This is a genomic window from Streptomyces kaniharaensis (genome assembly GCF_009569385.1).
GTDB lineage: Bacteria > Actinomycetota > Actinomycetes > Streptomycetales > Streptomycetaceae > Kitasatospora > Kitasatospora kaniharaensis.
Window position 1 is genome coordinate 1,097,472 of record NZ_WBOF01000001.1, and the last position, 24,685, is coordinate 1,122,156.

The 24,685-nt window shown below is 73.0% G+C and carries 21 protein-coding genes; 12 read left to right on the forward strand and 9 right to left on the reverse strand.

All coding sequences use genetic code 11. The annotated features are described in order from the left end of the window. Window positions 1-131: 131 nt before the first annotated feature. A complete protein-coding gene (locus tag F7Q99_RS05000; RefSeq protein WP_326846279.1) occupies window positions 132-1,079 on the forward strand; it encodes an SGNH/GDSL hydrolase family protein in 948 nt (315 codons plus the stop codon). Between the two features lie 137 nt (window positions 1,080-1,216). Here the strand turns inward: F7Q99_RS05000 and nicT are convergent, their stop codons facing one another. Further along, the gene (gene nicT, locus F7Q99_RS05005) at window positions 1,217-2,338 is read right to left on the reverse strand and encodes a Nickel transporter NicT (RefSeq protein ID WP_153460235.1); all 1,122 of its coding nucleotides are present in this window, start codon (window positions 2,336-2,338) and stop codon (window positions 1,217-1,219) included. A 252-nt stretch (window positions 2,339-2,590) separates the two neighbouring features. On the opposite strand from nicT, the gene F7Q99_RS05010 reads away from it, so the two are divergent. Together F7Q99_RS05010 and F7Q99_RS05015 are read left to right on the forward strand one after the other, a co-directional pair. Then, a complete protein-coding gene (locus F7Q99_RS05010; protein WP_153460236.1) occupies window positions 2,591-4,444 on the forward strand; it encodes a CocE/NonD family hydrolase in 1,854 nt (617 codons plus the stop codon). A 104-nt stretch (window positions 4,445-4,548) separates the two neighbouring features. Beyond that, window positions 4,549-5,241, forward strand: a complete 693-nt coding sequence (locus tag F7Q99_RS05015) for an aspartate/glutamate racemase family protein (protein ID WP_153460237.1) — start codon at window positions 4,549-4,551, stop codon at window positions 5,239-5,241. 44 nt (window positions 5,242-5,285) lie between these two features. Here F7Q99_RS05015 and F7Q99_RS05020 read toward each other — a convergent pair whose 3' ends face one another. Continuing rightward, window positions 5,286-5,729 carry a VOC family protein gene (locus tag F7Q99_RS05020; RefSeq protein ID WP_153460238.1) on the reverse strand — a complete coding sequence of 148 codons (444 nt, stop codon included), beginning with the start codon at window positions 5,727-5,729 and terminating at the stop codon, window positions 5,286-5,288. A gap of 106 nt (window positions 5,730-5,835) precedes the next feature. Between F7Q99_RS05020 and F7Q99_RS05025 the strand changes: the two genes are divergently transcribed. Next, entirely contained in the window at window positions 5,836-6,237 is a 402-nt protein-coding gene (locus F7Q99_RS05025) for a class I SAM-dependent methyltransferase (protein ID WP_230210158.1), read from the forward strand. 239 nt (window positions 6,238-6,476) lie between these two features. On the opposite strand, the gene F7Q99_RS40875 is transcribed toward F7Q99_RS05025, so the two are convergent. Then, entirely contained in the window at window positions 6,477-6,929 is a 453-nt protein-coding gene (locus tag F7Q99_RS40875) for a GNAT family N-acetyltransferase (RefSeq protein WP_230210159.1), read from the reverse strand. A gap of 145 nt (window positions 6,930-7,074) precedes the next feature. Here F7Q99_RS40875 and F7Q99_RS05035 point away from each other — a divergent pair, with 145 nt between their 5' ends. Then, entirely contained in the window at window positions 7,075-7,935 is an 861-nt protein-coding gene (locus F7Q99_RS05035) for a hypothetical protein (RefSeq protein WP_153460239.1), read from the forward strand. 128 nt (window positions 7,936-8,063) lie between these two features. On the opposite strand, the gene F7Q99_RS05040 is transcribed toward F7Q99_RS05035, so the two are convergent. From F7Q99_RS05040 to F7Q99_RS05055, 4 genes are all read right to left on the reverse strand, one after another. Further along, on the reverse strand, window positions 8,064-8,753 hold the full coding sequence (locus F7Q99_RS05040) for an HAD family hydrolase (RefSeq protein WP_153460240.1): 690 nt from the start codon (window positions 8,751-8,753) through the stop codon (window positions 8,064-8,066). Continuing rightward, window positions 8,750-10,246 (reverse strand): S1 RNA-binding domain-containing protein, encoded by a 1,497-nt coding sequence (locus F7Q99_RS43045; RefSeq protein WP_153460241.1) that lies wholly within the window; start codon window positions 10,244-10,246, stop codon window positions 8,750-8,752. Before F7Q99_RS43045 ends, F7Q99_RS05040 begins: the two co-directional genes overlap by 4 nt. A gap of 1 nt (window position 10,247) precedes the next feature. Continuing rightward, on the reverse strand, window positions 10,248-11,795 hold the full coding sequence (locus F7Q99_RS43585) for a putative Ig domain-containing protein (RefSeq protein ID WP_153460242.1): 1,548 nt from the start codon (window positions 11,793-11,795) through the stop codon (window positions 10,248-10,250). A 155-nt stretch (window positions 11,796-11,950) separates the two neighbouring features. Further along, window positions 11,951-12,898, reverse strand: a complete 948-nt coding sequence (locus tag F7Q99_RS05055; protein WP_153460243.1) for a hypothetical protein — start codon at window positions 12,896-12,898, stop codon at window positions 11,951-11,953. Between the two features lie 189 nt (window positions 12,899-13,087). On the opposite strand from F7Q99_RS05055, the gene F7Q99_RS05060 reads away from it, so the two are divergent. Together F7Q99_RS05060 and F7Q99_RS05065 are read left to right on the forward strand one after the other, a co-directional pair. Beyond that, complete coding sequence (locus F7Q99_RS05060) at window positions 13,088-14,206, forward strand: alpha/beta hydrolase (RefSeq protein WP_326846280.1); 1,119 nt, start codon at window positions 13,088-13,090, stop codon at window positions 14,204-14,206. Between the two features lie 86 nt (window positions 14,207-14,292). Beyond that, window positions 14,293-16,707: a glycosyltransferase family 39 protein gene (locus tag F7Q99_RS05065; RefSeq protein WP_153460245.1), complete on the forward strand. Its 2,415-nt coding sequence runs from the start codon at window positions 14,293-14,295 to the stop codon at window positions 16,705-16,707. A 58-nt stretch (window positions 16,708-16,765) separates the two neighbouring features. Here F7Q99_RS05065 and F7Q99_RS05070 read toward each other — a convergent pair whose 3' ends face one another. Both F7Q99_RS05070 and moaA read right to left on the reverse strand, forming a co-directional pair. Next, window positions 16,766-18,346, reverse strand: coding sequence for an alpha/beta hydrolase (locus F7Q99_RS05070; protein ID WP_153465816.1), 1,581 nt, complete (start codon window positions 18,344-18,346; stop codon window positions 16,766-16,768). A 150-nt stretch (window positions 18,347-18,496) separates the two neighbouring features. Further along, complete coding sequence (moaA, locus tag F7Q99_RS05075) at window positions 18,497-19,492, reverse strand: GTP 3',8-cyclase MoaA (RefSeq protein WP_153460246.1); 996 nt, start codon at window positions 19,490-19,492, stop codon at window positions 18,497-18,499. A 146-nt stretch (window positions 19,493-19,638) separates the two neighbouring features. On the opposite strand from moaA, the gene F7Q99_RS05080 reads away from it, so the two are divergent. The 5 genes from F7Q99_RS05080 (at window position 19,639) to F7Q99_RS05100 (ending at window position 24,684) form a co-directional block, all read left to right on the forward strand. Beyond that, window positions 19,639-20,274, forward strand: a complete 636-nt coding sequence (locus F7Q99_RS05080) for a nucleotidyltransferase family protein (RefSeq protein ID WP_153460247.1) — start codon at window positions 19,639-19,641, stop codon at window positions 20,272-20,274. A gap of 176 nt (window positions 20,275-20,450) precedes the next feature. Next, window positions 20,451-21,335, forward strand: a complete 885-nt coding sequence (locus F7Q99_RS05085; protein WP_230210160.1) for a hypothetical protein — start codon at window positions 20,451-20,453, stop codon at window positions 21,333-21,335. Window positions 21,336-21,528: 193 nt separating this feature from the next. Then, complete coding sequence (locus F7Q99_RS05090) at window positions 21,529-22,371, forward strand: hypothetical protein (protein WP_407697745.1); 843 nt, start codon at window positions 21,529-21,531, stop codon at window positions 22,369-22,371. A gap of 190 nt (window positions 22,372-22,561) precedes the next feature. Continuing rightward, window positions 22,562-23,428, forward strand: coding sequence for a (2Fe-2S)-binding protein (locus tag F7Q99_RS05095; RefSeq protein WP_153460248.1), 867 nt, complete (start codon window positions 22,562-22,564; stop codon window positions 23,426-23,428). A 215-nt stretch (window positions 23,429-23,643) separates the two neighbouring features. After that, window positions 23,644-24,684: a DUF2637 domain-containing protein gene (locus F7Q99_RS05100; protein WP_153460249.1), complete on the forward strand. Its 1,041-nt coding sequence runs from the start codon at window positions 23,644-23,646 to the stop codon at window positions 24,682-24,684. Window position 24,685 lies beyond the last annotated feature (1 nt).

The window sequence follows — 24,685 nt, forward strand, 5'->3', positions numbered from 1 at the left end:
ATCTGACGGGATTTCGGGAAATTCCGCGCAGAGGATGGACGAGCACGAAACCTGGCAGTAACTTACCTGTGAGTAGCTGGGCCCGGCTGACACGACCCCCACCCCGTTGTTTCTCTCCCCCAGGAGGAACCGTGCTCCGCCGTGCCCGGAAAGCCATCCGGCGTTTCCCCCACCGCAGGAATTCCACCGCGCTCGCCGCCGTCGCCCTCGGCGCCGCTTTCGCGCTCACCTCCACCACGGCCCAGGCCGCCACCCCCGCCCCGCGGCACTACGTGGCGCTCGGCGACTCGTACGCCGCCGGCGCCGGCGTCCCCGGCCAGTCGGCCGGCCTGTGCCTGCGCTCCGACCACAACTACGGCCACCTGGTCGCCGCCGCCCTCAAGGCCGGCACGTACACCGACGTCACGTGCGCCGCCGCCAAGATCAAGGCGATCACCGAGCCGCAGTACGACCTGTTCCTGCGGGTCAACGACCCGCAGTTGGACGCGGTCACCCACGACACCGACCTGGTGAGCCTCACCCTCGGCGGCAACGACCTCGGCACCAGCGACATCGGGATCGGCGACGTGATCGCCACCTGCATCGCCGGCGCGGTGGTCAACCCGCTGGGCACGCCCTGCCAGGACGTCTACAACCACGGCCACTGGGACTGGAGCAGCTGGTCCTGGCAGTACGGCGACGACACCCTCGCCGACCGGATCGACGCCGCGCAGCCGCAACTCGCCGACGCGCTCAAACGGATCCACGCCAAGGCCCCCAAGGCCAAGGTGCTGCTGGTGGGTTACCCCACGGTGATCCCGGCCGACGGCTCCTCGTGCGTGCTGCGCCAGCCCATCGCGCCGCGTGACATCCCGTACCTGCACCGCACGCTGGGCAAGCTCAACGCGATGCTCAAGTCCATCGCGGCGGCGAACGGTGCGATCTACGTGGACACCCAGACCGCGACCGCCGGGCACGACGCGTGCTCCGACGACCGCTGGATCGAGGGCGCGCTGCCCGGCTCGCCCGCGGTGCCGTTCCACCCGAACGCGACCGGCGAGCGGGTGATGGCGAACGCGGTGCTCGCCGCGCTGCGGTAGCCCACGGACCCCGAAGGGGCGGTGACCAGACCCCGGTCACCGCCCCTTCGGCTGTGCGTCTTCGGTTGTGCGACTTCGGCTGGGCGTCTTCGGCTGCGTGTCCTCGACTGGGCGTCCCTGCGTCAGTCGGACGTACGTCAGTCGGACTCGGTCGCCGCCGCGGCCAGGCCCGCCGACCACTTCTCCTCGACGTTGCCGAACTTCCAGAAGGCGATCGCCCCGGCCCAGGTGAGCACGAACAGGCCGACGATCGCGTAGCCCACGACGTTGAGGTTCAGCCCGCCGATCCAGGCGATCGGGCCGCTGGTGATGTCCAGCTTCTCGCCGACCAGGCCGATCAGCTCGATCAGCCCGATCACCAGCGCGACCAGGACGGACAGGCCGGTGACGGTCAGGTTGTAGTAGATCTTGCGGACCGGCTTGGAGAACGCCCACTCGTAGGCGAAGTTCATGAACGAGCCGTCGATGGTGTCCAGCAGGCTCATCCCGGCCGCGAACAGGACCGGCAGGGTGAGCAGCGCGTACCAGGGCAGCGAGAAGGCCGCCGCGCCGCCGGCCAGCACCAGCAGGGACACCTCGGTGGCGGTGTCGAAGCCCAGCCCGAACAGCAGGCCCACCGGGTACATGTGCCAGGGCTTGGTGACGGCCCGGGTCACCCGGCCGAGGATCCGGTTCATCAGCCCGCGCCGCTCCAGCTGGCGTTCGAGCTCGGCCTCGTCGTACTCGCCCTCGCGCATCCGGCGGAACACCTTGAGGATGCCGTTGAAGGCGCCCAGGTTGATCAGGCCGAGCAGGAGCAGGAACGTCCCGGAGACGGTGGTGCCGATCAGGCCGGTGGCCCTGTGCAGCGTCGAGTCGTCGGCCTCGACCTGGTCGGCGAGCGAGCGGATGCCGAAGGCCAGCAGGGCGCAGAGGCCGAAGACGATCGAGGAGTGGCCGAGCGAGAACCAGAAGCCGACCGACAGCGGGCGCTTGCCCTGGCCCATCAGCTTGCGGGTGGTGTTGTCGATCGCCGCGATGTGGTCCGCGTCGAAGGCGTGCCGCATGCCGAGGGTGTAGGCGGTGAGTCCCATGCCCGCGCCGAACACCTGGCCGCCCACGTCGTAGTGCTCGGGCGCGACGAGCGCGAGCAGGGTGAACCAGCCGACGACGTGCAGCGCGAGGATGAAGCCGCCCATGCCGGCCAGGCGGATCCACTCCTCACGGGTGAGCCGGTCGCGCCATCTGACGGGCGGGGCACCTGCGGCGGGGCTTGCCATGCTGGGGGTCCTTCCGACGAACCGGCGGGGCTGAGCCATCTTTCCCCCGACTGGCAAGTAGTTGCAAGTCATACGCAACTACTTAATGGCAGCGGGCGCCATCCGGTCCCGTCGCACCACCGTCCCGTCCGACTCGTCAGGAAATCGGACGGCTCCTCCCCTACTGTCGGAATGCCGACGCCTCACCGCGCTCGCCGTCCGCGCGGCGGGCCCGTCGGCACGTACCGGCCCGGGACCCCGATGGGAGCGGCCATGCCGTCGTACCCCTTCCACACCACCCGCGAGGACGTCCGCATCCCGCTGCCCGACGGCACCGAGCTGTCCGCCCGCCTGTGGCGCCCGGTCAGCGACGAACCCGTCCCCGCCCTGCTGGAGTACTCCGCCGGGCGGCACACCGACTGGACCGCCGCCGACGACGCCCGCCGCCACCCCTGGTACGCGGGCCACGGCTACGCCGCCGTCCGGGTCGACACCCGCGGCCACGGCAACTCCGACGGCCTGCCCGCCGCGCCCGGCAGCGAACCGGAACTCGCCGACGGCGCCGCCGTCCTCGCCTGGCTCGCCGCGCGCTACTGGTGCAGCGGCCGGATCGGCCTGCTCGGCGTCGGCGCGGCCGGCCCCACCGCCCTGCAGCTCGCCGCCCTCGCCCCCGACACCGTCCGCGCCGTCGTCACCGCCTGCCCCGAAGGCGGCCACCACCTCGGCGGCGCCGTCCTCGCCGCCGACCTGCACACCCGGCTCACCGCCCACGTCGCGGGCGCCGCCCGGCCGCCCGACCCCCGCTACGTCGGCGACGCCTGGCGCGCCCGGTGGCTGGCCCGCCTGGAGTCCCTGGAACCCCCCGTCGAGGCCTGGCTCGCCGCCGGGGACACGACCGTGCCCGTCTCCGTCCCCACCCTCGCGATCGCCGGCTGGGGCGACCCGTCCTGCTCCTTCGTCCTGCGCCTGCTCGCCACCTCCGAGACCGCCCGTGCCCTGCTCGGGCCCTGGCCGCACGGCCTGCCCGAGGACACCCTCCCCGAGACGCTCCGCTGGTGGGACCACTGGCTGCGCGACATCGACACCGGCGTCCTCAAGGAACCCGCCCTGCGCAGCTGGATCAGCACCCGCTGGGCCGGCGACGAGGTCTGGCCGTCCCCCGACGTCCGCGACATCCACTACGGCCTCGACGGGCCGCTGCAGACCGCGGGCACCGCCGCCGGCGACCGCTACGTCCACGTCCGCTCACCCCAGCACACCGGCCTCAACGCGGGCGCCTTCGTCCCGCTCGGCCGCCCCGCCGACCAGCCGCCGGACCAGCGCGAGGAGGACGGGCGCTCGGTCTGCTTCGACTCCCAGCCGCTGCCCGAGCCCGTCGAACTGCTCGGCATCCCGTCCGTCCGGCTCCGGCTGCGCGAGGAGGGGCCGGCGGCCCTGGTCGTCGCCCGGCTCTGCGCCGTCGGGCCGGACGGGACGTCGGCGCTGGTCACCCGGGGGGTGCTGGCGGCCTCGAACACCCCGGACGTCACCGTCGAGCTGGCCGCCTGCGCCTTCACCGTCCCGGCCGGGCACCGGCTGCGGCTCGCCCTCTCCTCCGTCTACTGGCCGTGGGTGTGGCCCGCCGCCGACACCGCCGGGTACGCGCTCGACCCCTCCCACAGCACCCTCACCCTCCCGGTCCGCCACCTCGCCGCCGACGTGGGCGCCACCCCCGTGGTGTTCGAGTCCCCGACCCTGCCCGATCCGCTCACCGTCCACCTCACCGAACCGCTCACCGCCCGCCCCGAACGCGTCACCATCCACGACATCGGCCGCCACGAATGGCGCACCGAGCTCTCCCCCGCCACCGACGGCACCCGCACCCACCCCGACGGCCTCGTCCGCGACGAACACACCGTCACCGCCTACCGCGTCCTCACCGACACCCCGCTCAGCGCCCAGGCCCGCACCGACCACACCACGCGCCTCGAACGCCCGGACATCGGCTGGGACGTCAGCGTTCAGACCCGCACCCAACTCCGCTGCGACGCCACCCACTTCATCAGCATCGTCCAACTCCGCGCCCTGGAGGCGGGGTCGGTGGTGTTCACGAGGGAATGGCAGCACCGCGTGCCACGCAACGGCTGACGTGGCGCCGCCGACTGGCCGCTCGCCCCGCCAGGCCTTTCCCTTTCTCAAAGTCAACCTAATATATTTGCCCATTTCTCATAGGTTGCTTTATAAATGGCGCCATGAAGACCCTGGGACTGATCGGCGGCATGAGCTGGGAATCCACCGCCGAGTACTACCGCCTCCTCAACGAGCTCACCCGCGACCGCCTCGGCGGCCTGCACTCGGCCCAACTCGTGCTCTACTCCGTCGACTTCGCCGCCATCGAACGCCTCCAGGCCGAGGGGCGCTGGGACGAGGCCGGCGAGATCCTGGCCGCTGCGGCGCGCTCCCTGGAGGCCGCCGGCGCCGACCTGCTGCTGCTCTGCACCAACACCATGCACAAGGTCGCCGACCAGATCGCCGCAGCCGTCTCCATCCCCCTCCTGCACCTCGCCGACGCCACGGCGAGCGCCGTCCGCACGGCGGGGCTGCGGCGGGTCGGCCTGCTCGGGACGGCGTTCACGATGGAACAGGACTTCTACCGGGGCCGGTTGGCATCGGGCGGCCTGGAGGTCGTCGTCCCCGACCCGGAGAGCCGCGCGCTGGTGCACCGGGTGATCTACGAGGAACTGTGCGTCGGCGTGGTCCGCGAGGAGTCCCGGGCGGCCTACCGCCGGGTGATCGACGACCTGGTGGCCACGGGCGCGGAGGGCGTCATCCTCGGCTGCACGGAGATCGAACTGCTCATCCACCCCGAGCACAGCCCCGTCCCCGTCTTCCCCACCGCCCGCCTCCACGCGGAAGCCGCCATCGACGCGGCCCTCGCGCCGTAACGTCCGGTCTCGTCCGCATGAGCGGCTGAGACGCGGGCCCGGGTTCAGGCCGCAGGAAGAGGCGTCAAGAAGATCCAGACGTGCCCGAACGGGTCCCGCAGCATCGACTGGCGGGCGCCGTAGGGCATGTCGGCGGGTGGGGAGAGAAGTTGGGCGCCGGCGGTCACGGCCTGGACGGTGAGCGCGTCGACGTCGGGCACGTACACGTGCAGGGCGACGGATGCTCCGGCGGCGGCAGCGGGTGGGGCGAACGGGTCGAGGTGGGCGTCGCTGAGCATCAGGGTGGCGCCGTGGATGACGATCTCTGCGTGGACGATCCGGCCGCCGTCGTCTCCGTCACCGCCGTCGCGGTCGCCGTCACCGTCGCCTGCGAGCCGGAACAGTTCGGACGCGTCGAAGGCGGCCTGGTAGAAGCGGATCGCCTCGGCGGCCCCGTCGACGAAGATGTGCGGGATGACGGTGCGCTTGTGGTGCTCGGGAATCTCCATGCCCTTCACGGTAGGCAGAGATGATCACCCGCACATCGGGCGAGAGACCTGCCCAGCCTAGGTCCAGGGATGCACGACTCCGGCCGCAGAGCGCGAGATTGACGCGATGGGACACCCTGACCTCAAGCCGTACTGGAACACCAACGTCGCCCGCCACCCCGGCATCCTCCGCACCGTCCCCGCCGCGTGCCGGCGGGCACTGGACGTCGGCTGCGGGGACGGGCTGCTGGCGTGGAAGCTCGCGGACCGGGCACAGCACGTCCTCGGAGTCGACAAATCGCCGGAGATGATCGCCGCCGCTCGGGAGCGCGCCGCCGGCCGCACCGACCTCGCCTTCGCCACCGGAGACTTCCTCGCCCTCGAACTTCCGGACGCCGACTACGACTTCATCTGCTCGGTGACCACGATCCAATGCTGGCGAGCGCGCGCACGAAGCCCCTCGTCGCCGACGACGATCCCCCTCCCCCTGGCGGGGGATCTCCGGGCCCACGCCACCGGTCCCGCATAGGAAGTCGGCCTGGCCGACTTCCTGTGCAGGCGGGCGTGCCGCCCGGTGGGTCTGGCCCAAGTTCCAGGAGATCACGGCAGAGGCACTGCCTGTCGGCTCCTCGCTCGATTTCATCACCGGCGGCATGGGAGTACCCGGCAGGCTTGGCCTGCCGGGTCTTTCTCCCCCCGGACTCCCCCCGGACTTCGAGAGTAGCCAAACTCGCCCGCTGCGCACGGAAGTTGAGCGAAGCTTGAGGTTCAGGCCTCGATGAAGCCAAGGCGGCGGTTGAGGGTGATGACCGAGGTGTTGGCGGGGTGGTGGATGGTCCGCACCCAGCGGGCGCCGGCGGTGCGCGCGTAGTCGATGGCCAGGAGCTTCATCGCCATCGAGGTGCCCCTCCCCCGGTGGCTTCGCAGGACGCCGGTCATCTCGCTCCAGGCCTCCCCGCCGCCCGGCCTCGACGTCGCCGCCATCCCGATCCATGCGCCCTCGTCCAGGGCCAGGATGACGCCGTGCGGGTCATAGGCGGGCGGTCGGAGGCGGCAAATGCGGTACCCCTCGTAGGTGTGGAACTCGCCGCGCTCGGGGATGTCCGCCGAGCATGTTCGGTTCAACTCGTTCACCGCGGCCGTCCCGACCTGCCCCAACACGCGCGACCGCCACGCCTCCGGCAGGGACGACGCGATCTCGGTGACGTTGATCGGGCTCATGGCATGCCTCCCAGCGGTGCGCCCAATCCCGGGGCGTCCGCGTGTCGCGTTCAGTGGATGACCAGGACGCTACGCGAGTCGGGCAGCCTGTTGGTCGACCGTTCGGTAAAACCTGTCCGAGCGGGCCTTCACGTATGCTCCGCGCATGACGAACGGGGCGGACGGGGTGGACGCGAGGGCACTGTACGAGGCGCTGCTGGACTACGAGGGCGCGGAGCCGTACACGGCGGTTGTCGCACCGTGGCTCGACCGGGCCCTACCCGAGGGGTACCACAAGCGGCTGACCACGGCCGCCTGGCATCGGGAGTGGTGGGAGGGGCCTGACAGGATCGAACTCCACTGGGAGCTCTACGCGTTGAGTCGGGTCAGCGACTACCTCCTCTACCTCATGCCTGACGGATTCTCGGCCCAGGAGTACCTCCGCCTCTTCACCGCCCTCGGCATGACTCCCGTCGAGGACAGCGAGGCAGCCTTCGACCCGTTCCACCACGAGATCGCCGAGGTCGAGCAGACCGAGGATCCGCAGCAGCCGATCCGGCTCACCGACGTCCGCTGGCCGGGCCTGATGCTCGGCGAGCTGCTGTTCAGCCGGGCCGGCGTCCGAGTGAGCGCCGGCGCCCACCACGCCCAGCGCGGCATCGCCGACGCCTCACCGCTGTACTGGACGTTCCGCCGCCGGAACCGCCCGACCGTCGACCGCTCGCACGGCTGGGGCAGCAACTCCCAATGGCGAACGGAACTCCGCCTCGACTACCGGACGGCCACCGGCGATCACCTCAACGTCGCGGGGGACGGCGCCATCGACGGCCGTCCCGACCTGCACCCGGACCACCCCGAGAACCTCGGCCCCGACGAACGCCTGCTCACCCCCACCGAGCGCCGCGAACTGCTCCGCCACCGCAGCCTGCTCCGCACCCCCGAGGCCGCCGACGCCCTGGCCGCGTCGGGGCCGTGGGAGAAGGACCTCTACCCGTGGGAGTGGCGGCTCCCCGTCGGCGAGAGCTGAGACCTCAGCCCTCGGCCGGAACCTCCGCGATCACGTGCCTCGCGATGGCGGCTCTCAGCGCTGAGGAGGCCGTTGCCCCATCGCCGCCCAGGTGACCGTGGCCGCTGAGGGGCCGACGGGCACGTTCCTCAGCGATCAGGGCTCCACATACCCCTGGTGCCGCACCCCTGGTAGCCGCCGATGAGTTCGGGCAGCTTCCGCATGTCGTCGATGACGACCGTGCCCGGCCCCGCCAGCCTGTCCGCCGGGGTGAGCCCGCCCGCGTAGCCGAATGCGCGCATCCCGGCGGCGCGGGCCGCCTGGACACCCGGCAGGCTGTCCTCGACGACGACGCATGCGGCCGGGTCGACGCCCATCGTGCGGGCGGCGTGCAGGAAGAGGTCGGGCGCGGGTTTGCCGCGCCCGACCTCGGTGGCGCTGAAGATCCGCCCGGCGAAGTGCTCGTACAGGCCGGTGCGGCCGAGGGTGTGGCGCATCTTCTCGTGCGAACCGCTGGACGCGACGCAGGTCGGCAGGGTGATCGCGGCGAGCGCCTCCGGCAGCCCGGCGACCGGCGCCAACTCCGCGTCCACGGCTTCGGCATGGAGTTCGACGAAGCGCTTGCGCCACAGGTCGGCGGTCGCGGCGCCGAGCCGTTCGGCGACCACCGCGTGGTTGGACGCCTCGGAGCGGCCGATGAACAGCTCGACCACCTCGGCCTCCGTCAGCGGCCAGCCCAGCTCCGCGCCCAACCGCATCTGGACGCGGGCGGCGATGACCTCGCTGTCCACGAGGACGCCGTCGCAGTCGAATATCACCATCTCAATCGGCGTGATCATCCGGACAGCATAGGGGCGCCCGGTTCCGCCGCCGACCGCAGCCGGATCCGGCGCCGTTCTAGGTCCAACTCCTCTACAAAGACGGCGATTTCATCGCCCTCCTCCACCGAGGATGCGAGATCCTCGGCACGCACCAGGCCGCCCAGCTCCGCGCCGACGTCGTTCCGGACGGCCACGAGCGCGCCGAACGGCATGAGCTTCGCGACCACGCCCGTGAACGTCCGCCCGACCGGCTCGGTGTCGGCGAAGAGTCGCCACGGGTCGGGGTTCAGGGCCTTCATCGACAGGTTGACCTGCTCCCAGCCGAAGTCGACGCTCAGCACCATCGCCTCGATCTCCCGCCCGACCGGTGCGAGGTCGTCCACGCCGTCGACGCGGCTCCAGGACAGCTCGGGCACACGCAGGAAGCCGACCTGCCGCCCGAGGTCGTCGTCCAGGTCCACGTACACGCCGACGTCGTGCACGCCCGTCGCCACCACCCCGCGCACCCGGTCGCCGGCCCGCAACGAGCCGAGCAGCGCGCGCAGTTGCTCCGCCCGAGTGGGCTGGAGCCGCCAGCGGGTGCGCAACACGCCGTCGGCGTCCGGGACTTCGGCGGCCAGCAGCGGATGGCGGTCGGCCGGCTCCATCGGGATCAGGGCGGCGCGGCACTTTCGCACCTCCGTACGCCGCTCGGCGATCCTCGCCGGGAACGAGTCGGCGAGCTGCGGCTCCTCGACCAGCATTGCGACGTGCTCCTGCCGTTCGATCGCGGTCCGAACGGCGTCGAGGTCCGCCGAGAGATCCGGCCACAGGGCGAGCCGCGCTCGTGGGGTCAGCCTGGCGCGCGCACCGTCGACGTCCTCGACGGACGAAATCCCGTGCCAGCGATAGCCGTTGCGGACGTACTGCTCCTCCAACAGCACCGCGCCTCGCTCCGCCACCAGAGCCGCGACCGCCGCCCAGAACGCGTCATCGGCTGGACGGGCGTCGGCCGTCTCGTCCAACTCCGGCGCGTACGGCGATCCTTCCACCTCCGAGACGTCGAGCCCCAGCGCCCGCGCGCGCTCGACGGCGGTACCGAAGGCCGCCCCGCGGACGTAGACCTCTCCCTCGTCGCCGACGTGCACGAAGAACCCGCCGTCACCACTCAGCCGGCACCACGCCCCCTGCCGCAGCACCATCGCGCGCACCAGCGCGAGCCCGGTGCCCAGCGACACCTCGGCGCCGTCGTGGAAACCGCGATGACGATGGTCGAACAGGCCGTGCAACCCATGGCCGTTCACACCGACCCGCCGGGAGAAGGAGAAGAAGCCGTCCAGCGCGGGATTGTCGATCGTCAGCCGCCCGGCCCCGGCGTCGAGCGCGAAACCCGCGACGGCCGCCACGCACGCTTCCGCGTGGCTCTCCCGGGAGTTGTGGTCGAAGGACCCGCTCAGCCGGTGGACGGGGTGCGCCATGCCGCGCAGTCTAGCCCAGCGGAACTCCGGGCCGGACCGCGCGGCATCGGTCACGTCAGCCGGTCTGGATGGACGTGTCGTCGATCACGAAGCTCGTCTGCAGCGAGGAGTCCTCGACGCCGGTGAACTTCAGCGTGACGCTCTTGCCCGCGTAGGCGGAGAGGTCGAACGTGCGCTGCTGGTAGCCGGCCGCGGCGTCCACGTTGCTGTACGTCTTCAGCGTGGTGCCGTTCACCGACACGGTCAGCTTGTCGTACGGCGTGGTGCCCGACTCGGCGGTGTCGATGTGCAGCCAGAAGCTCAGCGTCGCCTTGCAGCCCGCCGGGATCGTCACCGTCTGCGACAGCGTGTCGGTGTGGCTGCTGCCGTAGCCGTCCAGCCAGGCCTTCCAGCTGCCGCCGTGGGCCGGCTGCGACGCGCTGTTGTCGATCACGCCCGCCGACGCCGTCCACGGCGCGGCCGAACCCGTCTCGAAGCCCTGGTTGCCCAGCAGCTGCGTCGGGGTGCAGGCGCCGCCACCACCGGACACGGTCCAGCTGAAGCTGGTCGTCCCGGTCTTGCCCGCCGAGTCCTTCGCCGTGACCGTCACGTTGTAGCTGCCCGCGGCGGAGGCGGTGCCCGAGATCAGACCCGTCGAGGAGTTGATCGACAGACCGGTCGGCAGCCCGGTCGCGGAGTACGACAGCGGAGCCGTCCCGCCCGACGCCTGGACCTGCAGGTTCACCGAACCGTTCAGCGCCGTGGACTGGTCGCCCGGGCTGCTCACCGACACCGCGCCACTGCCGGCCGGCTTGGTGAGCAGGCAGCCGCTGACATTGAGGTCGATGACCCGGCCGTTGCCGAGGCAGGTGGTGAACCAGTAGGTCTCCTCACCGTAACTCTGCCCCTTGGTGGCGGTGGTGGTGCCGTCGGCGGCGACCTCGCACGGGTTGTTGAGGGTGCACATCTGGCCGTCGTCGTTGCCGGTGTTGTTGATGCCGATGATCCGCCCGCTCGCGGAGTCGACGATCGGCGAGCCGGAGGTGCCGTGCGTGGTGTTGCAGCCGGCGCTGTAGCGGAGCGAGTCGTGCCAGGTCCACTCGTCCTCGCGCAGGGTCGGCACGAAGCCGTTGACGGAGCAGTTCCAGACCTGCTTCCAGTACGACGAGGGGATGAACATCGCGGCGCCGTCGGCCGGGTGGGTGTCGCTGACGGTCAGCGCGGTGACGCCGTAGCGGCTGCTGATCGAGCCGTAGGTGTCGGTGAGTTCGTAGAGCGCGACGTCGGTGCCGGTCATGGTCGCGTAGAGCACCTTGTCGGCCTGGACGGTGCCCAGGCTGTTCCCGGCGCCATTGAGCAGGGTGCCGCTGCGGCTGGCCGCGACGTTCTGGATGACCTCGCCGGCGGGCGGCATGGTCGGCAGGCAGTGGCCGTTGGTGAGCATGAGCGCCCGGTCACCGTCCACGGAGGTGGGGTAACGGACCAGCGAGGCCGAGCAGTTGCTGAGCGCGATGGTGGCCGTGAGGTCTCCGGCCTGGACCGCGTGCGCGGGGGCGGCGGCCAGGGTCAGCCCGCCCGCGACGACGGCGCTCGCGCCGGCCATCGCGACAAGTCTCTTGAACATGGCTCTCCTTGTGGGGGATCGCGGGCCCGGCTGGTCGCCGAGACCCGCGCCGCACGAAGGTGCCATGGTCACTTCAAACGGTCAACCGTCCTGACCGAAGTCGGCCGAATAGATCTCATGGGCCGTCAGAACAAGGACATGGGCCGTCAAGAGAGCTACGGCTGCGGGTAGTTCTTCTCGTCCACGTCGTCCGTCTTCGCGTTGCCGCCGACCGCGGGCTGGAGGGTGATCGACCAGGAGGTGTAGGTGCGGCCGGTCTCGAACGCGAGCGTGTCCTGGAACTTGCTGAACCGGCAGTTCTGGGTGAACGCCTTCGCGTCCGAGTCCCAGTCCACCCCGCCGGAGAAGTACACCTCGTACCTGCCGTCCTCAACGCCCTCGATGCTGGCCTTGTCCCCCTTGGCGACGAACACCGAGTGCACGGACTTGCCGCCCAGCGCGAGCGAGACCACCGCGTCGGACTTGCCGCCGTTGTCGACCTTGAACACGCCGTGCCCGCGCAGCCGGCCCTCGCGGACCATGGTGCCGCTGTCCAGCGAGCGGGTCTGCGGCGGCGGGATCTGCGGGACGGTGAGCGTGGTCGGATAGCCGGCCGCCGCCATCTTGGCCAGGGCGGCGGTGACCGCCTTGAGCCCCTGCGTCTGGCCGAACTCCGCGAGGGCGGAGCTCAGCGCGCAGACGTTCTTGTGCTTGATGTCGCCACGGACCTTCGTCATGTCGGTGGAGACCTGGCCGAGTGCCGTCACCAGCTCGGACTGCGCGGTCGTGACCTCGGCCGGCTGGTCGGCCCCCCGCAGGCCGGTGCCGGCGCTGCTCGCACTCGTGCCGATCTCGCCGAGCACGGTGTCGAAGTCGGTCAGGTTGTTGACCACGGTGACCTTGCCGAGCGCGGTGTTGACGGCGTTGACGTTGCGGGTGAGCACCGGGCCGTACGGCTGCCGCGTCCACGTCGGCAGCGGGGTCGGGGTGCGGGTCGGCGCGGGCAGCGCCGTGAGCGTGCCGGACGGCGACGGCACGGCCGTGCCGCCCCCGCCGCCGCTGGAACACGCCGCGAGCAGCAGCGCGGTGCCGACGGCCAGTCCGGCCTTGGTGATGGACCTCATGAAACCCCGCCCCCTGTGACTTCCCCGACTCCCCCGGCACACAGCGTGCCCCTGCCCCGCCGGACATGTTCCCGAGCCCGCATGCCGTGGTCAACAGGGCGCAGGGCGGGCGTACGGAGGGACAAGGGGGCGCGAGGGAGCGGGAAGGGGCGCGCGGTGCGCCCTCGCCGGTCACCTAAGATCGGGCTCGTGCTCAGTCTCACCGGCCTCCCGCTCCAGATCATCGCGTCGGTCGTCGCGATCGCCGTCTTCGCCGCCACCATGTGGCTCTGGCCTCGATTCGGCGGGCGGGGCTGGAGGGCCTGGCTCGGCCGGATCGGCGCCTTCCTCGCCACCCAGATCGCCGTCCTGGTCGCGATGGGCCTCGTCGCCAACGGCTACTTCGGCTTCTACAGCTCCTGGAGCGACCTGCTCGGCACCAACGGCAAGCCCGGAACGGTCGTCGACCACACGCCGAACGCCGCTGTCGCCGTCACCGGCGAACAGAAGATGTACTCCGCCCAGGGCTCCGACCCCGACCGCTCCGGGCTGATCCAGAAGGTCGCCGTCAAGGGCGCCGCCAGCGGCCTGACCAGCGACGCCTACGTCTACCTGCCCCCGCAGTACTTCCAGGCGGACTACGCCAAGCAGCAGTTCCCGATGGCCCTGGTGCTGGCCGGCTACCCGGGCTCGGCCGAGAAGCTGATCTCGCTGATGCAGTACCCGGCCTCCACCCTCACCGCGATCGAGCAGAAGAAGCTGCCGCCGACCGTCCTGGTCCTGATGCGCCCGACGCTGTCCGGCAACCGCGACACCGAGTGCATGGACATCCCGAACGGCCCGCAGGTCGAGACCTTCTTCACCAGCGACCTGCCCAAGGCCCTCGCCACCACCTACCGGATCGGCAGCGACCCGGCCAGCCGCGCCGTGATCGGCAACTCCACCGGCGGCTACTGCGCCCTCAAGTTCGCGATGCGCAAACCCGACGCGTACCGCTCGGCGATCTCCCTCTCCGGCTACTACACCGCGCCGATCGACGAGACCACCGGCGACCTCTTCAACGGCAGCGCCCAGCTCAAGCAGCAGAACGACCTGGTCTGGCGGCTGAAGAACCAGCCGGCCGCGCCCGTCTCACTGCTGCTCGCCACCAGCTACGACGAGAACAACTACGACGGCACCCAGGCCATGGTGGGCGCGTTCAAGGCCCCGACCAAGCTCTCCACCATCACCCTGAACACCGGCGGACACAACTTCCACACCTGGACCCGGGAGATCCCCCCGGCCCTGGAGTGGCTGGGCAAGCACCTGGTCATGCCCGCCGCCGCCTGACCCCCCACACGACCCACCCACAGATCACACCCGACTCACAGACCCGTCTCACGGTCCTCTCAGGCACGTCACGCACCGTACGGTGCATGACCACGACCAGCTACTCCCCTCCGGCCGGCGAACCGTGGCCCGAGGCCGCGAACTTCCCGCCGCCGGAGGTGCCGCAGCCGGCCCCCGCCCCGGACCCGGCACCGCTCTTCCCGGAGCAGCCCCTGCCGCCGGCCGGACCCAAGGGCCCGGCCTCCTGGTCCGGCCGGCTGCGCACCCTCCCGGCCCGTGCCTGGCGCGGCCGGGCGGACGACCCGCGCTGGGTGCGCCCGGCCCTGCTCGGCCTGCTGGCCGCCACCGCCGTCCTTTACCTCTGGGGCCTGAGCGCCTCCGGCTGGGCCAACGCCTTCTACTCGGCGGCCGTCCAGGCGGGCAGCCAGAGCTGGAAGGCGTTCTTCTTCGGCTCCTCGGACGCCGGGAACTTCATCACCGTCGACAAGCCCCCGATGTCGCTGTGGCCGATGGCCCTGTCCGCGCGGATCTTCGGCCTCTCGTCGTGGTCCGTGCTCGCCCCGCAGGCGCTGATGGGCTCCGCCACCGTGGGCGTCCTGTACGCGACGGTGCGCCGCCGGTTCTCCCCGCTCGGCGGACTGCTGGCCGGGGCCGCGCTGGCGCTCACCCCGGTGGCGGCGCTGATGTTCCGCTTCAACAACCCGGACGCGCTGCTGGTGCTGCTGCTCACCCTGACCGCGTACGGCCTGGTGCGGGCGATCGAGACGGCGAGCACCCGGTGGCTGCTGTTCACCGGCGCGATGTTCGGTTTCGCCTTCCTCACCAAGACCCTGGCGGCCTTCCTGATCCTGCCCGCCTTCGCGGTGGTCTACCTCGTCGTGGCGCCGACCGGCTTCTGGCGACGGGTGCGGCAGGTCCTGCTCGCCGGTGTGGCCGTGGTGGTCGCCGGCGGCTGGTGGGTCGCGGTCGTCGAGCTGCTGCCGGCCTCGGCCCGTCCGTACGTCGGCGGCTCGCAGGACAATAGCTTCCTCTCGCTCACCTTCGGCTACAACGGCCTCGGCCGGGTCGACGGCAACGAGCGCGGCAGCGTGGGCGGCGGCGGCCGGCTCCCGGCCGGACTCGACCTGCCGGGCGGCGCGGCGCGCGGCCGCGGCTGGGGCCAGACCGGCATCACCCGGCTGTTCGGCAGCGACATCGGCGGGCAGATCGCCTGGCTGCTGCCGGCCGCGCTGATCCTGCTGCTGGTCGGCCTCTGGGCGACCCGCCGCTACGCCCGCACCGACACCGCCCGCGCGGCGTTCCTGGTCTGGGGCGGGTGGCTGGTCTCCACCGCGCTGATCTTCAGCTTCATGTCCGGGATCTTCCACCAGTACTACACGGTGGCGCTCGCCCCGGCCGTCGCGGCGCTGGTCGGCATGGGCGTGGACGGGCTGTGGGGGGCGCGGCACCGGCTGCCGTACGCCCTGGTGCTGGCGGGCACGCTCGCGGTGACGGCGGTGTGGGCGTTCGTCCTGCTCGGACGCAGCTCGGGGTTCCTGCCGTGGCTGCGCTGGGCGGTGCTGGCCGGTGGGCTGGCGGCGGCGGTCGCGCTGGTGGCCGGTCAGTTCGCCGGGAAGGCCTCCGGACGGGTGGGCGCGCGGATCGCCTCGGTGGCGGGCCTGCTGGGGCTCGCGGCGGCGTTCGGCGGTCCGGCGGCGTACGCCGTGGACACCGTCAACACCGCGCACAACGGCTCCATCGTGACGGCCGGGCCTGCGGTGAAGGGCACGTTCGGCCCGGGCGGCGGCAAGCACGGCGCGCAGGGCTTCGCCGGCAACGGCCGGGGGTTCGCCCCGGGCGGCGGCCAGTTCCCGGGCGGCCAGGGCTCCCCGGGCGGCCAGTTCCCGGGCGGATTCCCGGGTGGCCAGGGCTCCCGCGGGCAGAACGGCGGCCAGGGCTTCCCCGGCGGCTTCCCGGGCGGTGGCTCCGGCGGGACGACCGGGCGCCACGAGCGCGGCACCACCGCCGACCCCGGCGCGATGGACCCCGAGGGGATGGGCCCGGGAGGCATGGGAGCGGGAGGCATGGGGCCCGGCGGCGCGGGCCCCGGCGGCGCGGGCGGCATGGGCGGCCTGCTCGGCGGCACCAAGGTGAGCGACGAGGCCGCGACCCTGCTCAAGGAGAACGCCGACGACTACACCTGGACCGCCGCGACCAGCGGCTCGCAGAACGCCGCCAGCTACCAACTCGCCACCGGCAAGCCGGTGATGGCCCTCGGCGGCTTCAACGGCACCGACCCGTCGCTGAGCCTCAGCGGCTTCCAGAAGTACGTGCAGGAGGGCAAGGTGCACTGGTTCATCGCCGGCGGCTCCCACCGCGCCTTCGGCGGCGGCACCGGCGCCGGCGACGACGGCAAGCAGGCGTCCGAGACCTCCCGGATCGAGGCGTGGGTGACGAGCCACTTCACGGCGAAGACGGTCGGCTCGGCCACCTTCTACGACCTGACGGCCCCGGCCTCCTGAAGCGCGAGGGGGGCGTACCGCGACCTGGCGGTACGCCCCCCTCGCGTGGTCAGCGTGGTCAGTCGGACGGGCAGCGCGTCCCCGCGCCGGGCAGCCGGCCGTCCACCAGGAACGCCGTCACGGCCGCCCGCACGCACCCGCTCTTGTCGTACGCGGTGTGCCCGTCGCCGTCGCGGGTGAGCAGCACGCCGTGCTCCAGCCCGGCCGCCATCCGCTGCGCCCACACGTAGGGCGTGACCGGGTCGCCGGTCGAGCCGACCACCAGGATCGGGGCGCTGCCCGGCGCCTTCACCGTGTGCGGGTGCTCGGGCGAACGGAACGGCCAGGAGCGACAGTCCGGGTCGAGCAGGACGGCCCGGGTGTCGTGCCTGCCGACCAGCGGTGCCCGGTCGGCGAGGTCGGCGAGCGCCGAGCTGAGCTCCGCCTCGGTGGGCGCCAGCGGGGCGTCCGCGCAGTGGATGGCGGTGTAGGCGTCGGCGGAGGTGTCGAAGTGGCCTTGCTCGTCACGGCCGTTGGCGGAATCGGCGAGTTTCAGCAGGTCGTCGGCGTCGCGGCGGGTCAGGGCCGGTTCGAGGGCGGTGCGCAGCCGCTCCCAGGAGCGGTGGCCGTCGTAGAGCACGTTGAGGGTGGCGTTCCAGCCGAGGGTGGCGGTGAGGAGGCGTCCGCGGTCGGCGCGCAGCGGGCGCTCGTCGAGGCCGTCGAGGAAGTCGGCGAGGCGCTGCGGGGCGGCGGCCGGGTCGGTGCCGAGCGGGCAGGAGTCCTCGGCGGTGGCGCAGTCTGCGGCGAACGCCCGGAACGCGGTCTCGGTGGCGGCGGCCTGTTCGGCGTTGAGGTGCACCAGGTCGGTGCCGCGCTCGACGGCGCCGTCGAGGACTAGCCGGCCGGTGCGGTCGGGGAACTCCTCGGCGTAGAGCGCGCCGAGGTAGGTGCCGTAGGAGAGGCCGAGGAAGTCGAGCTTGCGGTCGCCGAGGGCGCCGCGCAGCACGTCGAGGTCGCGGGCGGTGTTCCGGGTGCCGAGGTACGGGAGCATCCTGGCGTCCTTGGCCCGGCAGGCGTCGGCGAGGATCCGGCCGTGGTCGTAGGCCGGGTCGTCGGTGCTGGTCCACTCGTCGCGGGTGCGGTCGTCGAGGCAGGCGACGGGGGTGGTGCGGCCGGCGCCGCGCGGGTCGAAGCCGACCAGGTCGAAGCGGTCGTGCAGCGGGCCCTGGTAGCTCCGCCAGCCCCACCGGACCATGTCGACACCGGAGTTGCCGGGCCCGCCGGGGTTGAGGAGGAGGGAGCCGATCCGCCGGCCGGGGTCGGCGGCGGGCATTCGGGCGAGTGCGACGTCGATGGTCTCGCCGCCGGGGTCGGTGTAGTCCAGCGGGACCTTGAGCGTGGCGCACTGTACGACCGGTCCGTTGGGGTCGGCGTTGACGTCGTCGGCGCAGGGCTTCCAGGGGATCCGCTGGTCGTAGAGGGCGCGCAGGGCCGGGGCGGCGGTGGCGGAGACCCGTTCGGAGAGCGGCGGGCGGGAGGCCTCGCCGGCCCCCGCCCGGCCTGCGCCCGGGCCGCTCGGGCCGGTGCAGCCGGCCGGCAGCGCGACGGCGAGGGCGGCGGCGAGCGCGGGCAGGGCGTGCCGTCGGAACCGGGGGATCATCGAGTCCACGGCCCACGAATACCACGTCGTGGACGGGCGCAACGATTCGTCAGCCGACTGCCGGAGCGTGGCGCTCGTCCGCTTCGGTGACGGGCAGCCGGTGCGTCGCGGGCACCAGGCTGAGCACACCACGGCTCCGCGTCCTCGAAGCTACCCTCCGATCGCCGACATCGGCCGCTCGGGCCGGACGAAGTCCGCGGAGCCGATGGCGTGTCCGGGCCCCTTGCCGGCGATGGCGGCCTTCCAGGCGGCCTCGATCCGGTCGTCGTCGGCGCCGCCGCGCAGCAGGGCGCGCAGATCGGACTCCTCGGTGGCGAACAGGCAGTTGCGCAGCTGGCCGTCGGCGGTGAGGCGGACCCGGTCGCAGCCGCCGCAGAACGGGCGGGTGACGGAGGCGATCACGCCGACGACGGTGTCGGTGCCGGCGATCCGCCACTCCTCCGCCGGGGCGTTCCCGTGGCGGCCGACCGGGACGAGGTCGAAGCGCTCACCGAGCACGGCGAGGATCTCGTCCGCGGTGACCATCGTCGCCCGGTTCCAGGAGCCCTGCGCGTCCAGCGGCATGGACTCGATGAACCGCATCCGGTACCCGTGCGCGGCGGCGAACTCGGCCAGCGGCACGATCTCGTCGTCGTTGACGCCGCGCACCGGGACGGCGTTGACCTTCACCGGCGCGAGCCCGGCGGCCCGCGCGGCGGCGAGGCCCGCGAACACGTCGGCGATCCGGTCCCGGCGGGTGATCGCCGCGTAGCGCTCGGGCCGCAGGGTGTCCAGGCTGACGTTCACCCGGTGCAGGCCGGCCTCGCGCAGCGCGAGGGCGGTGCGGGCCAGCCCGATGCCGTTGGTGGTGAGCGAGACCTCGGGGCCGAGTGCGGTGATCCGCCCGACCAGGTCCGGCAGGCCGCGGCGCAGCATCGGCTCGCCGCCGGTCAGCCGGACCGACGTGATGCCCAGCCGCTCGACGGCGATCCGCACCAGCCGCACCACCTCGTCGTCGCCCAGCACCTCGGCCCTGGGCAGCCAGTCCAGCCCCTCGGGCGGCATGCAGTAGGTGCAGCGCAGGTTGCAGCGGTCGGTGAGCGAGACCCGCAGGTCGGTGTGGACCCTGCCGAAGCGGTCCAGCAGCGGGCGCGGTGCGGTGTTCATCTGCCAAGTACAGGGGTGCGCGGGCCGGACCACCAGCGGCCGAACCGCCGGGGAGCCGCTCCCACCTGCGGGTTCGTGTTGTGGATTCGTACAACGTGTGGGTTCCTACCGTGCGCGGCGGGCCGACGGGCGGGCAGGCTGGGCGCATGCAGAAGACGTCCGACCCGCCCGTCGCGCAGGGGCCCGTCGTGCAGGGCCCCGTCGCCGCGCTCGTGCTCGCCGCCGGGGGTGGCCGGCGGCTCGGCGGGCGGCCCAAGGCGCTGATCCGGTACGCCGGGCGGCCGCTGGTCGAGCACGCGGTGGCCGTCGTCCGGGCCGGCGGCTGCCCGGACGTGACCGTGGTGCTGGGCGCCGAGGCGGAGCGGGTCCGCGCCACCGCCCGTCTGCCGGGCTGCCGGCTGGTGGCCAACCCGGACTGGGCGGGCGGCATGGGCTCCTCGCTGCGGGCCGGGCTGGCCGCACTTTCGCCGGGGATGTCGGCGGTGCTGGTGATGCTCGTGGACACCCCGGGCGTCACCCCGGCCGCGGTGGCCCGGCTGGTGGCCGCGCACCGGGCGGGCGCCGAGCTGGCCGCCGCGGCGTACGGCGGGCGGCGCGGGCACCCGGTGCTGATCGGTGCCCGGCACTTCGCGGAGGCGGCGGCGGGCGCGACGGGCGACGCGGGCGCGCGAGCCTTGCTGACGGCGCACGCGGACGAGCTCGCGCTGGTCGAATGCGCCGACGTCGCCGTCCCGGACGACCTCGACACCCCCGCCGACCTGGCGCGCTGGTCGGCGGGCTGACCCGTCGCCACCCGGATCGCCGTCCGGACACGTGTCCGGGTCGTCCCGTAAGGGCACCAACCGGGCGCATACCCCTGATCTGTCCCTGAGGATTGCCCCATTCCGCGCCAAGCGCCCGAGGTTTCGGGGAGCATGGGAGGCGTCCTTCCACCCGACTCGAACGGACGGAGCCCGCGATGGCCGGACTGCCCGACGACTTCACCGGACACGACCCCGCGCGGAACGGGCCGGGGACGGGCGGTGGCGCCCGGGCGATCCGCTGCCCCGCCTGCCGCCGCGAGCACCTGTACGAACCGCCGTCGCTGCCCTGCCCCTGCGGCGCCTCGCTGAAGGTGCCGCTGCTGCGCGGCGGGGTGCCGGTGCAGGTGCGGTTCCGTTCCTGGGAGGACTCCTGGCTCAGCATGCGCTGCCCGCACTGCGGCCGCTCCGACCAGTGGCCGCAGCCCGAGTTCACCTGCAACTGCGGCGCCACCGTCCGCCTGCCGGTGGACCGCACGACCCGCCTCGGCAGCGGCACGACCGGCCCGCTCGGCACCACGGCCCCGCTCGGCACCGCCGGCCCGCTCGGCACCGCCGGCCCGCAGGCCAGTCGCCCCCATCCGGCCCACCCGATGGGCGCGCCGGTGCCCGCCCCGCCCGGCGGCAGCGGCCAGGCCAAGCCGTTCCGCGGGCGCCAGCCGTTCCGCCCGCACCCGGTGCGCACCTCGCAGGACGCGGTGTTCACCGCCGCCCGCTACCTGGAGTGGCTGGGCTTCGACGACCTGGAGCTGACGGAGGCCCAGGAGCGCGACGGCGTCACCCTGCTGGGCAGCCGGATGGTGGCCCAGGTGGACACCTGGACCGAGCCCGCCGACGTGAAGTCGGTGGAGTGCCTGTGGCTGCAGACCCTGCACGCCGAGGAGATGGCCGCCGCGATGTTCACCCTGGCCGGCTACTCCCACCAGGCCACCGTGCGCGGCGAGCAGTTGCTGGTCGCCCTGTTCAGCCTGGACCTGGCGGGCGTCCCGCAGCCCGCGAACGGCGCCGCCGAGGCGCTGATGGAGACCGGCTGGACGTCCTGACCGCACGCGCCGCACGGGATCGAATCCTCCGCGAGCGCAACAACCTGCGCTCGTGATCTGGTGCACAAGCTCACCCCCGTGTTGAATTGCCGCCACAGCGCGGGCCTTTGCCCTGCCGCCGGCATGGGGAGCCGGCGGCCGGGCCCTTGGGCGGGCCTGCGTCCTGCTGGATGGCGCACACAAGGAGGTGGCGTTGTCGGAGCACGGATGGGGCCCGAGCGGGCCGGACGCGCAGGGGCGGGCGGTGCCGCAGGAGCCGGGGGACACCGTGTGGCGACTGCGGTCCCGGGGGTGCTGGCAGGAGGCCGCCGAACTGCTGCGACCGGAAGCCGACCACGACCCGGCGACGGCCCTCGGCAGGGCCGAACTCCTCATAGAGCAGTGCCTGTTCACCGCCGCGCACTGGACCCAGGCGGAGCAGGCGCTGCGGCTCGCCGAGGCCGTGGTGACCAGCACCGAGCAGCGCGCCTCCGCCGCCTGCGCCCGCGGCTTCCTCGCGTACCTGGCCAGCGTGCTCGGCCCGCGGGACCGGCTGGACGAGGCGCAGGCGGCGTTCGGCCGCGCCTCGGCGCTGCTGCCGCCGGACGCCCCCGGCCGTCCGCTGCTGGACTTCCGGCGCGGCCTGGTCGCGGAGAACCTGCTGCGGGACCGCAGCGCCGCCTGGATCGCCTACCGCCGGGCGCACGACGGCGCGGGCGAAAGCGGGGACGAGCTGCTGCGCTCGTACACCTGGCGGCACCTGGCCGCGCTGGCGCTGGCGCGCGGGGACCGCGGCCACGCGCGCGAGGGCTTCGACGCCTCGCTGCGACTGCGCGAGCAACTCGGCTTCACGGTGGGGGTCGCGCCCGCGCTGGCCGCGCTGGCGGAGGTGTCCGAACCGGCCGAGGCGGCGCGGCTGCGCGCCGAGGCGGCCCGGCTGGTGCATGCGCTGGGCGGCGTACCGGTGTGGCTCGCGCGCCAGCTGAGCGCCGTTCACGCGCCGGCGCCTCCCCCGGACGGGCGCATCGGACACGAGACCCGGGGAACAATCAGCTAAGGTGAGGCTAACCTGACTGGGGGGAGCAGCACCCCAGCCGGGTCGCCTTGCCGTTCCCGGGCTCCGCCACGCCCCGGTCCGGCCGGGCCCACCGGTGCCCGTCGACGACCCGATCCCGCCGACGGAAGCCCCGGCCGGGCCCGCCGGGCAGTCGACCCGCGGGGCCGGGTCGACCCGATGGGGCCCGCCCATGACAGCGAGCAGCACGAGCGCGAGCAGCACCCGGCCCGGCCCCGCGCCGTGCGCCCCGCGCACCGCGCCGGACTCCCCCGCCCCCTGCACCACCTCGTACCACCGGCTCGACGCCCTCGCCCCCGTCCTGCGGGTGCGGTGCGCCCGGCCCCGCCGCGGCCGCGGCTGGATCCCCGCCGCCGACCTGGCCGCCCGGCCCGAGGCGGTGCGCGAGCTGATCGTCCACGACGCCCGGCAGGGCCTGGCCCGGTACGGGCGGCCGCTGCGCCCGGACGTGGCGGCAGGCTTCGGCCTGCACCGCTTCGCCTGGCCGGTCTCGCTGCTGTTCACGGTGCCGTGGTTCCTGGAGCGGCGCGTCCCGCTGCTCACCCCCACGGACGTCTCGCTGCGCCGCCGCTCCGGCGAGGGCGAACTGACGGTCCGCCCGGGCGATTTCGTGTGCCTGCCGGACGACCCGGCCGCCGGGCTGGCGCTGGCCCGCACGGTCCCGTGCGAGGCCGCGCTGGCCGCCGAACTCCGGTGTGCGCTGGGTGAGTTCCTGGCGCCGGTGCTGGCCGCGTTCCGTCCGGAGGTGCGACGCGGGCCGCGGGTGCTGTGGGCGATGGCCACCGACGCGGCGGTCGAGGGGCTCTGGTACGTCGGGGGGCTGCTCGGCGAGGAGGAACGGGCGCGGGCCGAACTGTCCGCCCTGCTGGCGCCGGCCGCCGCTCCGGCTCCCTTCGCCCCCGGGGCCGGCTTCGCCGGCCGTGCCGACGGCCTCGGCGACGCTCCGGGTACCGACCGGGTGCGGGCCAGTTGCTGCCTCGTGTACACCGCGGAGCCCGCGGACATGTGCCGCGGCTGCCCGCGCGTCACGCGACGTTGACGAAAACACATGCGAGAAGGACGCCGGAACGTCCGGAATCCGCGGGAATAGTCCGCTTCAAATTCATACGACAATGCGAATGGCCAAGAGTCAGAAATACCTCTCAGCAGTGCATTGACTGCGAATCAGGCTTACTCATGCCGGGCATCCGCCATGATGGTCCCCGCCATCACGACGCAGGAACGCGACGCAGGAAAGCGAGGCTGGTTCCGGCGATGAAATTGTCCGACATACCGCTCGGCTGGGCCGTCACCGGAGGCGCGGCGCTGCTGGTCACCGCACTCCTGGTGGCCCTGGCCCGGAACCGGGGCTCCTCCGCAGCCGGGGGCACGGATTCCTGGGAGCGTTCCGAGGATCGACGCCGCCGCAAGGAATCCCTGTACGGCGCCGCCTCGTACACACTGCTGTTCTGCTGCGCCGCCGTCGCCGCCGCACTCTCCTTCCACGGCCTGGTCGGATTCGGGGTGCAGAACCTCGACCTCTCCGGCGGCTGGGAGTACCTGGTGCCGTTCGGACTCGACGGTGCGGCGATGTTCTGCTCGGTGCTCGCCGTCCGCGAGGCCAGCCACGGCGACGCCGCCCTCGGCTCGCGGCTGCTGGTCTGGCTGTTCGCCGGCGCGTCCGCCTGGTTCAACTGGGTGCACGCCCCGCGCGGTTTCGGGCACGCCGGCGCCCCGCAGTTCTTCGCCGGGATGTCCCTCTCCGCGGCCGTGCTGTTCGACCGCGCGCTCAAGCAGACCCGCCGGGCCGCCCTGCGCGAGCAGGGGCTCGTCCCCCGGCCGCTGCCGCAGATCCGTATCGTCCGGTGGCTGCGCGCCCCGCGCGAGACCTACGCGGCCTGGTCGTTGATGCTCCTGGAGGGCGTCCGCAGCCTCGACGAGGCGGTGGACGAGGTCCGCGAGGACCGGCGTGAGAAGGCGCGGGAGAAGGAACGCCGCCGACTCGCCGGGCGCCGCGAGCGGGCGGAGATCCGGGCGATCAGCCGCAGCAACGGCGCCTGGCGCCAACGCGAGGGCGGCGTCCGCCAGTTGGAGTCCGGTTCGGAGCCCGCCATAGCCGGCCGGCTCGGGGCGGAGCGGCCCGCCGGACCGCGCGAGGTCGAAGGCGCGGCCGAGAGCGCGGCGGCGCAGCCCGGCCCCCCGGCCCGGCCGCAGCGGCACACCATCGACCTCACGCTCGACGAGGACACCGTGACGCTGCCCCGGCTGGACTCGCTGGAGCGCAAACTGAAGGACCTGGAACAGCAGTTGGGGTAGC

Excerpts from the sequence above, each read along its gene's own strand:
- F7Q99_RS05035 (WP_153460239.1), top strand. The coding sequence starts at position 7,075 with ATGACGAACGGGGCGGACGGGGTGGACGCGAGGGCACTGTACGAGGCG.
- F7Q99_RS05040 (WP_153460240.1), bottom strand. The coding sequence starts at position 8,753 with ATGATCACGCCGATTGAGATGGTGATATTCGACTGCGACGGCGTCCTC.
- F7Q99_RS05055 (WP_153460243.1), bottom strand. The coding sequence starts at position 12,898 with ATGAGGTCCATCACCAAGGCCGGACTGGCCGTCGGCACCGCGCTGCTG.
- F7Q99_RS05100 (WP_153460249.1), top strand. The coding sequence starts at position 23,644 with ATGAAATTGTCCGACATACCGCTCGGCTGGGCCGTCACCGGAGGCGCG.
- F7Q99_RS05065 (WP_153460245.1), top strand. The coding sequence starts at position 14,293 with ATGACCACGACCAGCTACTCCCCTCCGGCCGGCGAACCGTGGCCCGAG.
- moaA (WP_153460246.1), bottom strand. The coding sequence starts at position 19,492 with ATGAACACCGCACCGCGCCCGCTGCTGGACCGCTTCGGCAGGGTCCAC.
- F7Q99_RS40875 (WP_230210159.1), bottom strand. The coding sequence starts at position 6,929 with ATGAGCCCGATCAACGTCACCGAGATCGCGTCGTCCCTGCCGGAGGCG.
- F7Q99_RS05080 (WP_153460247.1), top strand. The coding sequence starts at position 19,639 with ATGCAGAAGACGTCCGACCCGCCCGTCGCGCAGGGGCCCGTCGTGCAG.
- nicT (WP_153460235.1), bottom strand. The coding sequence starts at position 2,338 with ATGGCAAGCCCCGCCGCAGGTGCCCCGCCCGTCAGATGGCGCGACCGG.
- F7Q99_RS05085 (WP_230210160.1), top strand. The coding sequence starts at position 20,451 with ATGGCCGGACTGCCCGACGACTTCACCGGACACGACCCCGCGCGGAAC.
- F7Q99_RS43585 (WP_153460242.1), bottom strand. The coding sequence starts at position 11,795 with ATGTTCAAGAGACTTGTCGCGATGGCCGGCGCGAGCGCCGTCGTCGCG.
- F7Q99_RS05010 (WP_153460236.1), top strand. The coding sequence starts at position 2,591 with ATGCCGTCGTACCCCTTCCACACCACCCGCGAGGACGTCCGCATCCCG.
- F7Q99_RS05025 (WP_230210158.1), top strand. The coding sequence starts at position 5,836 with ATGGGACACCCTGACCTCAAGCCGTACTGGAACACCAACGTCGCCCGC.
- F7Q99_RS05070 (WP_153465816.1), bottom strand. The coding sequence starts at position 18,346 with ATGATCCCCCGGTTCCGACGGCACGCCCTGCCCGCGCTCGCCGCCGCC.
- F7Q99_RS05015 (WP_153460237.1), top strand. The coding sequence starts at position 4,549 with ATGAAGACCCTGGGACTGATCGGCGGCATGAGCTGGGAATCCACCGCC.
- F7Q99_RS05095 (WP_153460248.1), top strand. The coding sequence starts at position 22,562 with ATGACAGCGAGCAGCACGAGCGCGAGCAGCACCCGGCCCGGCCCCGCG.
- F7Q99_RS05020 (WP_153460238.1), bottom strand. The coding sequence starts at position 5,729 with ATGGAGATTCCCGAGCACCACAAGCGCACCGTCATCCCGCACATCTTC.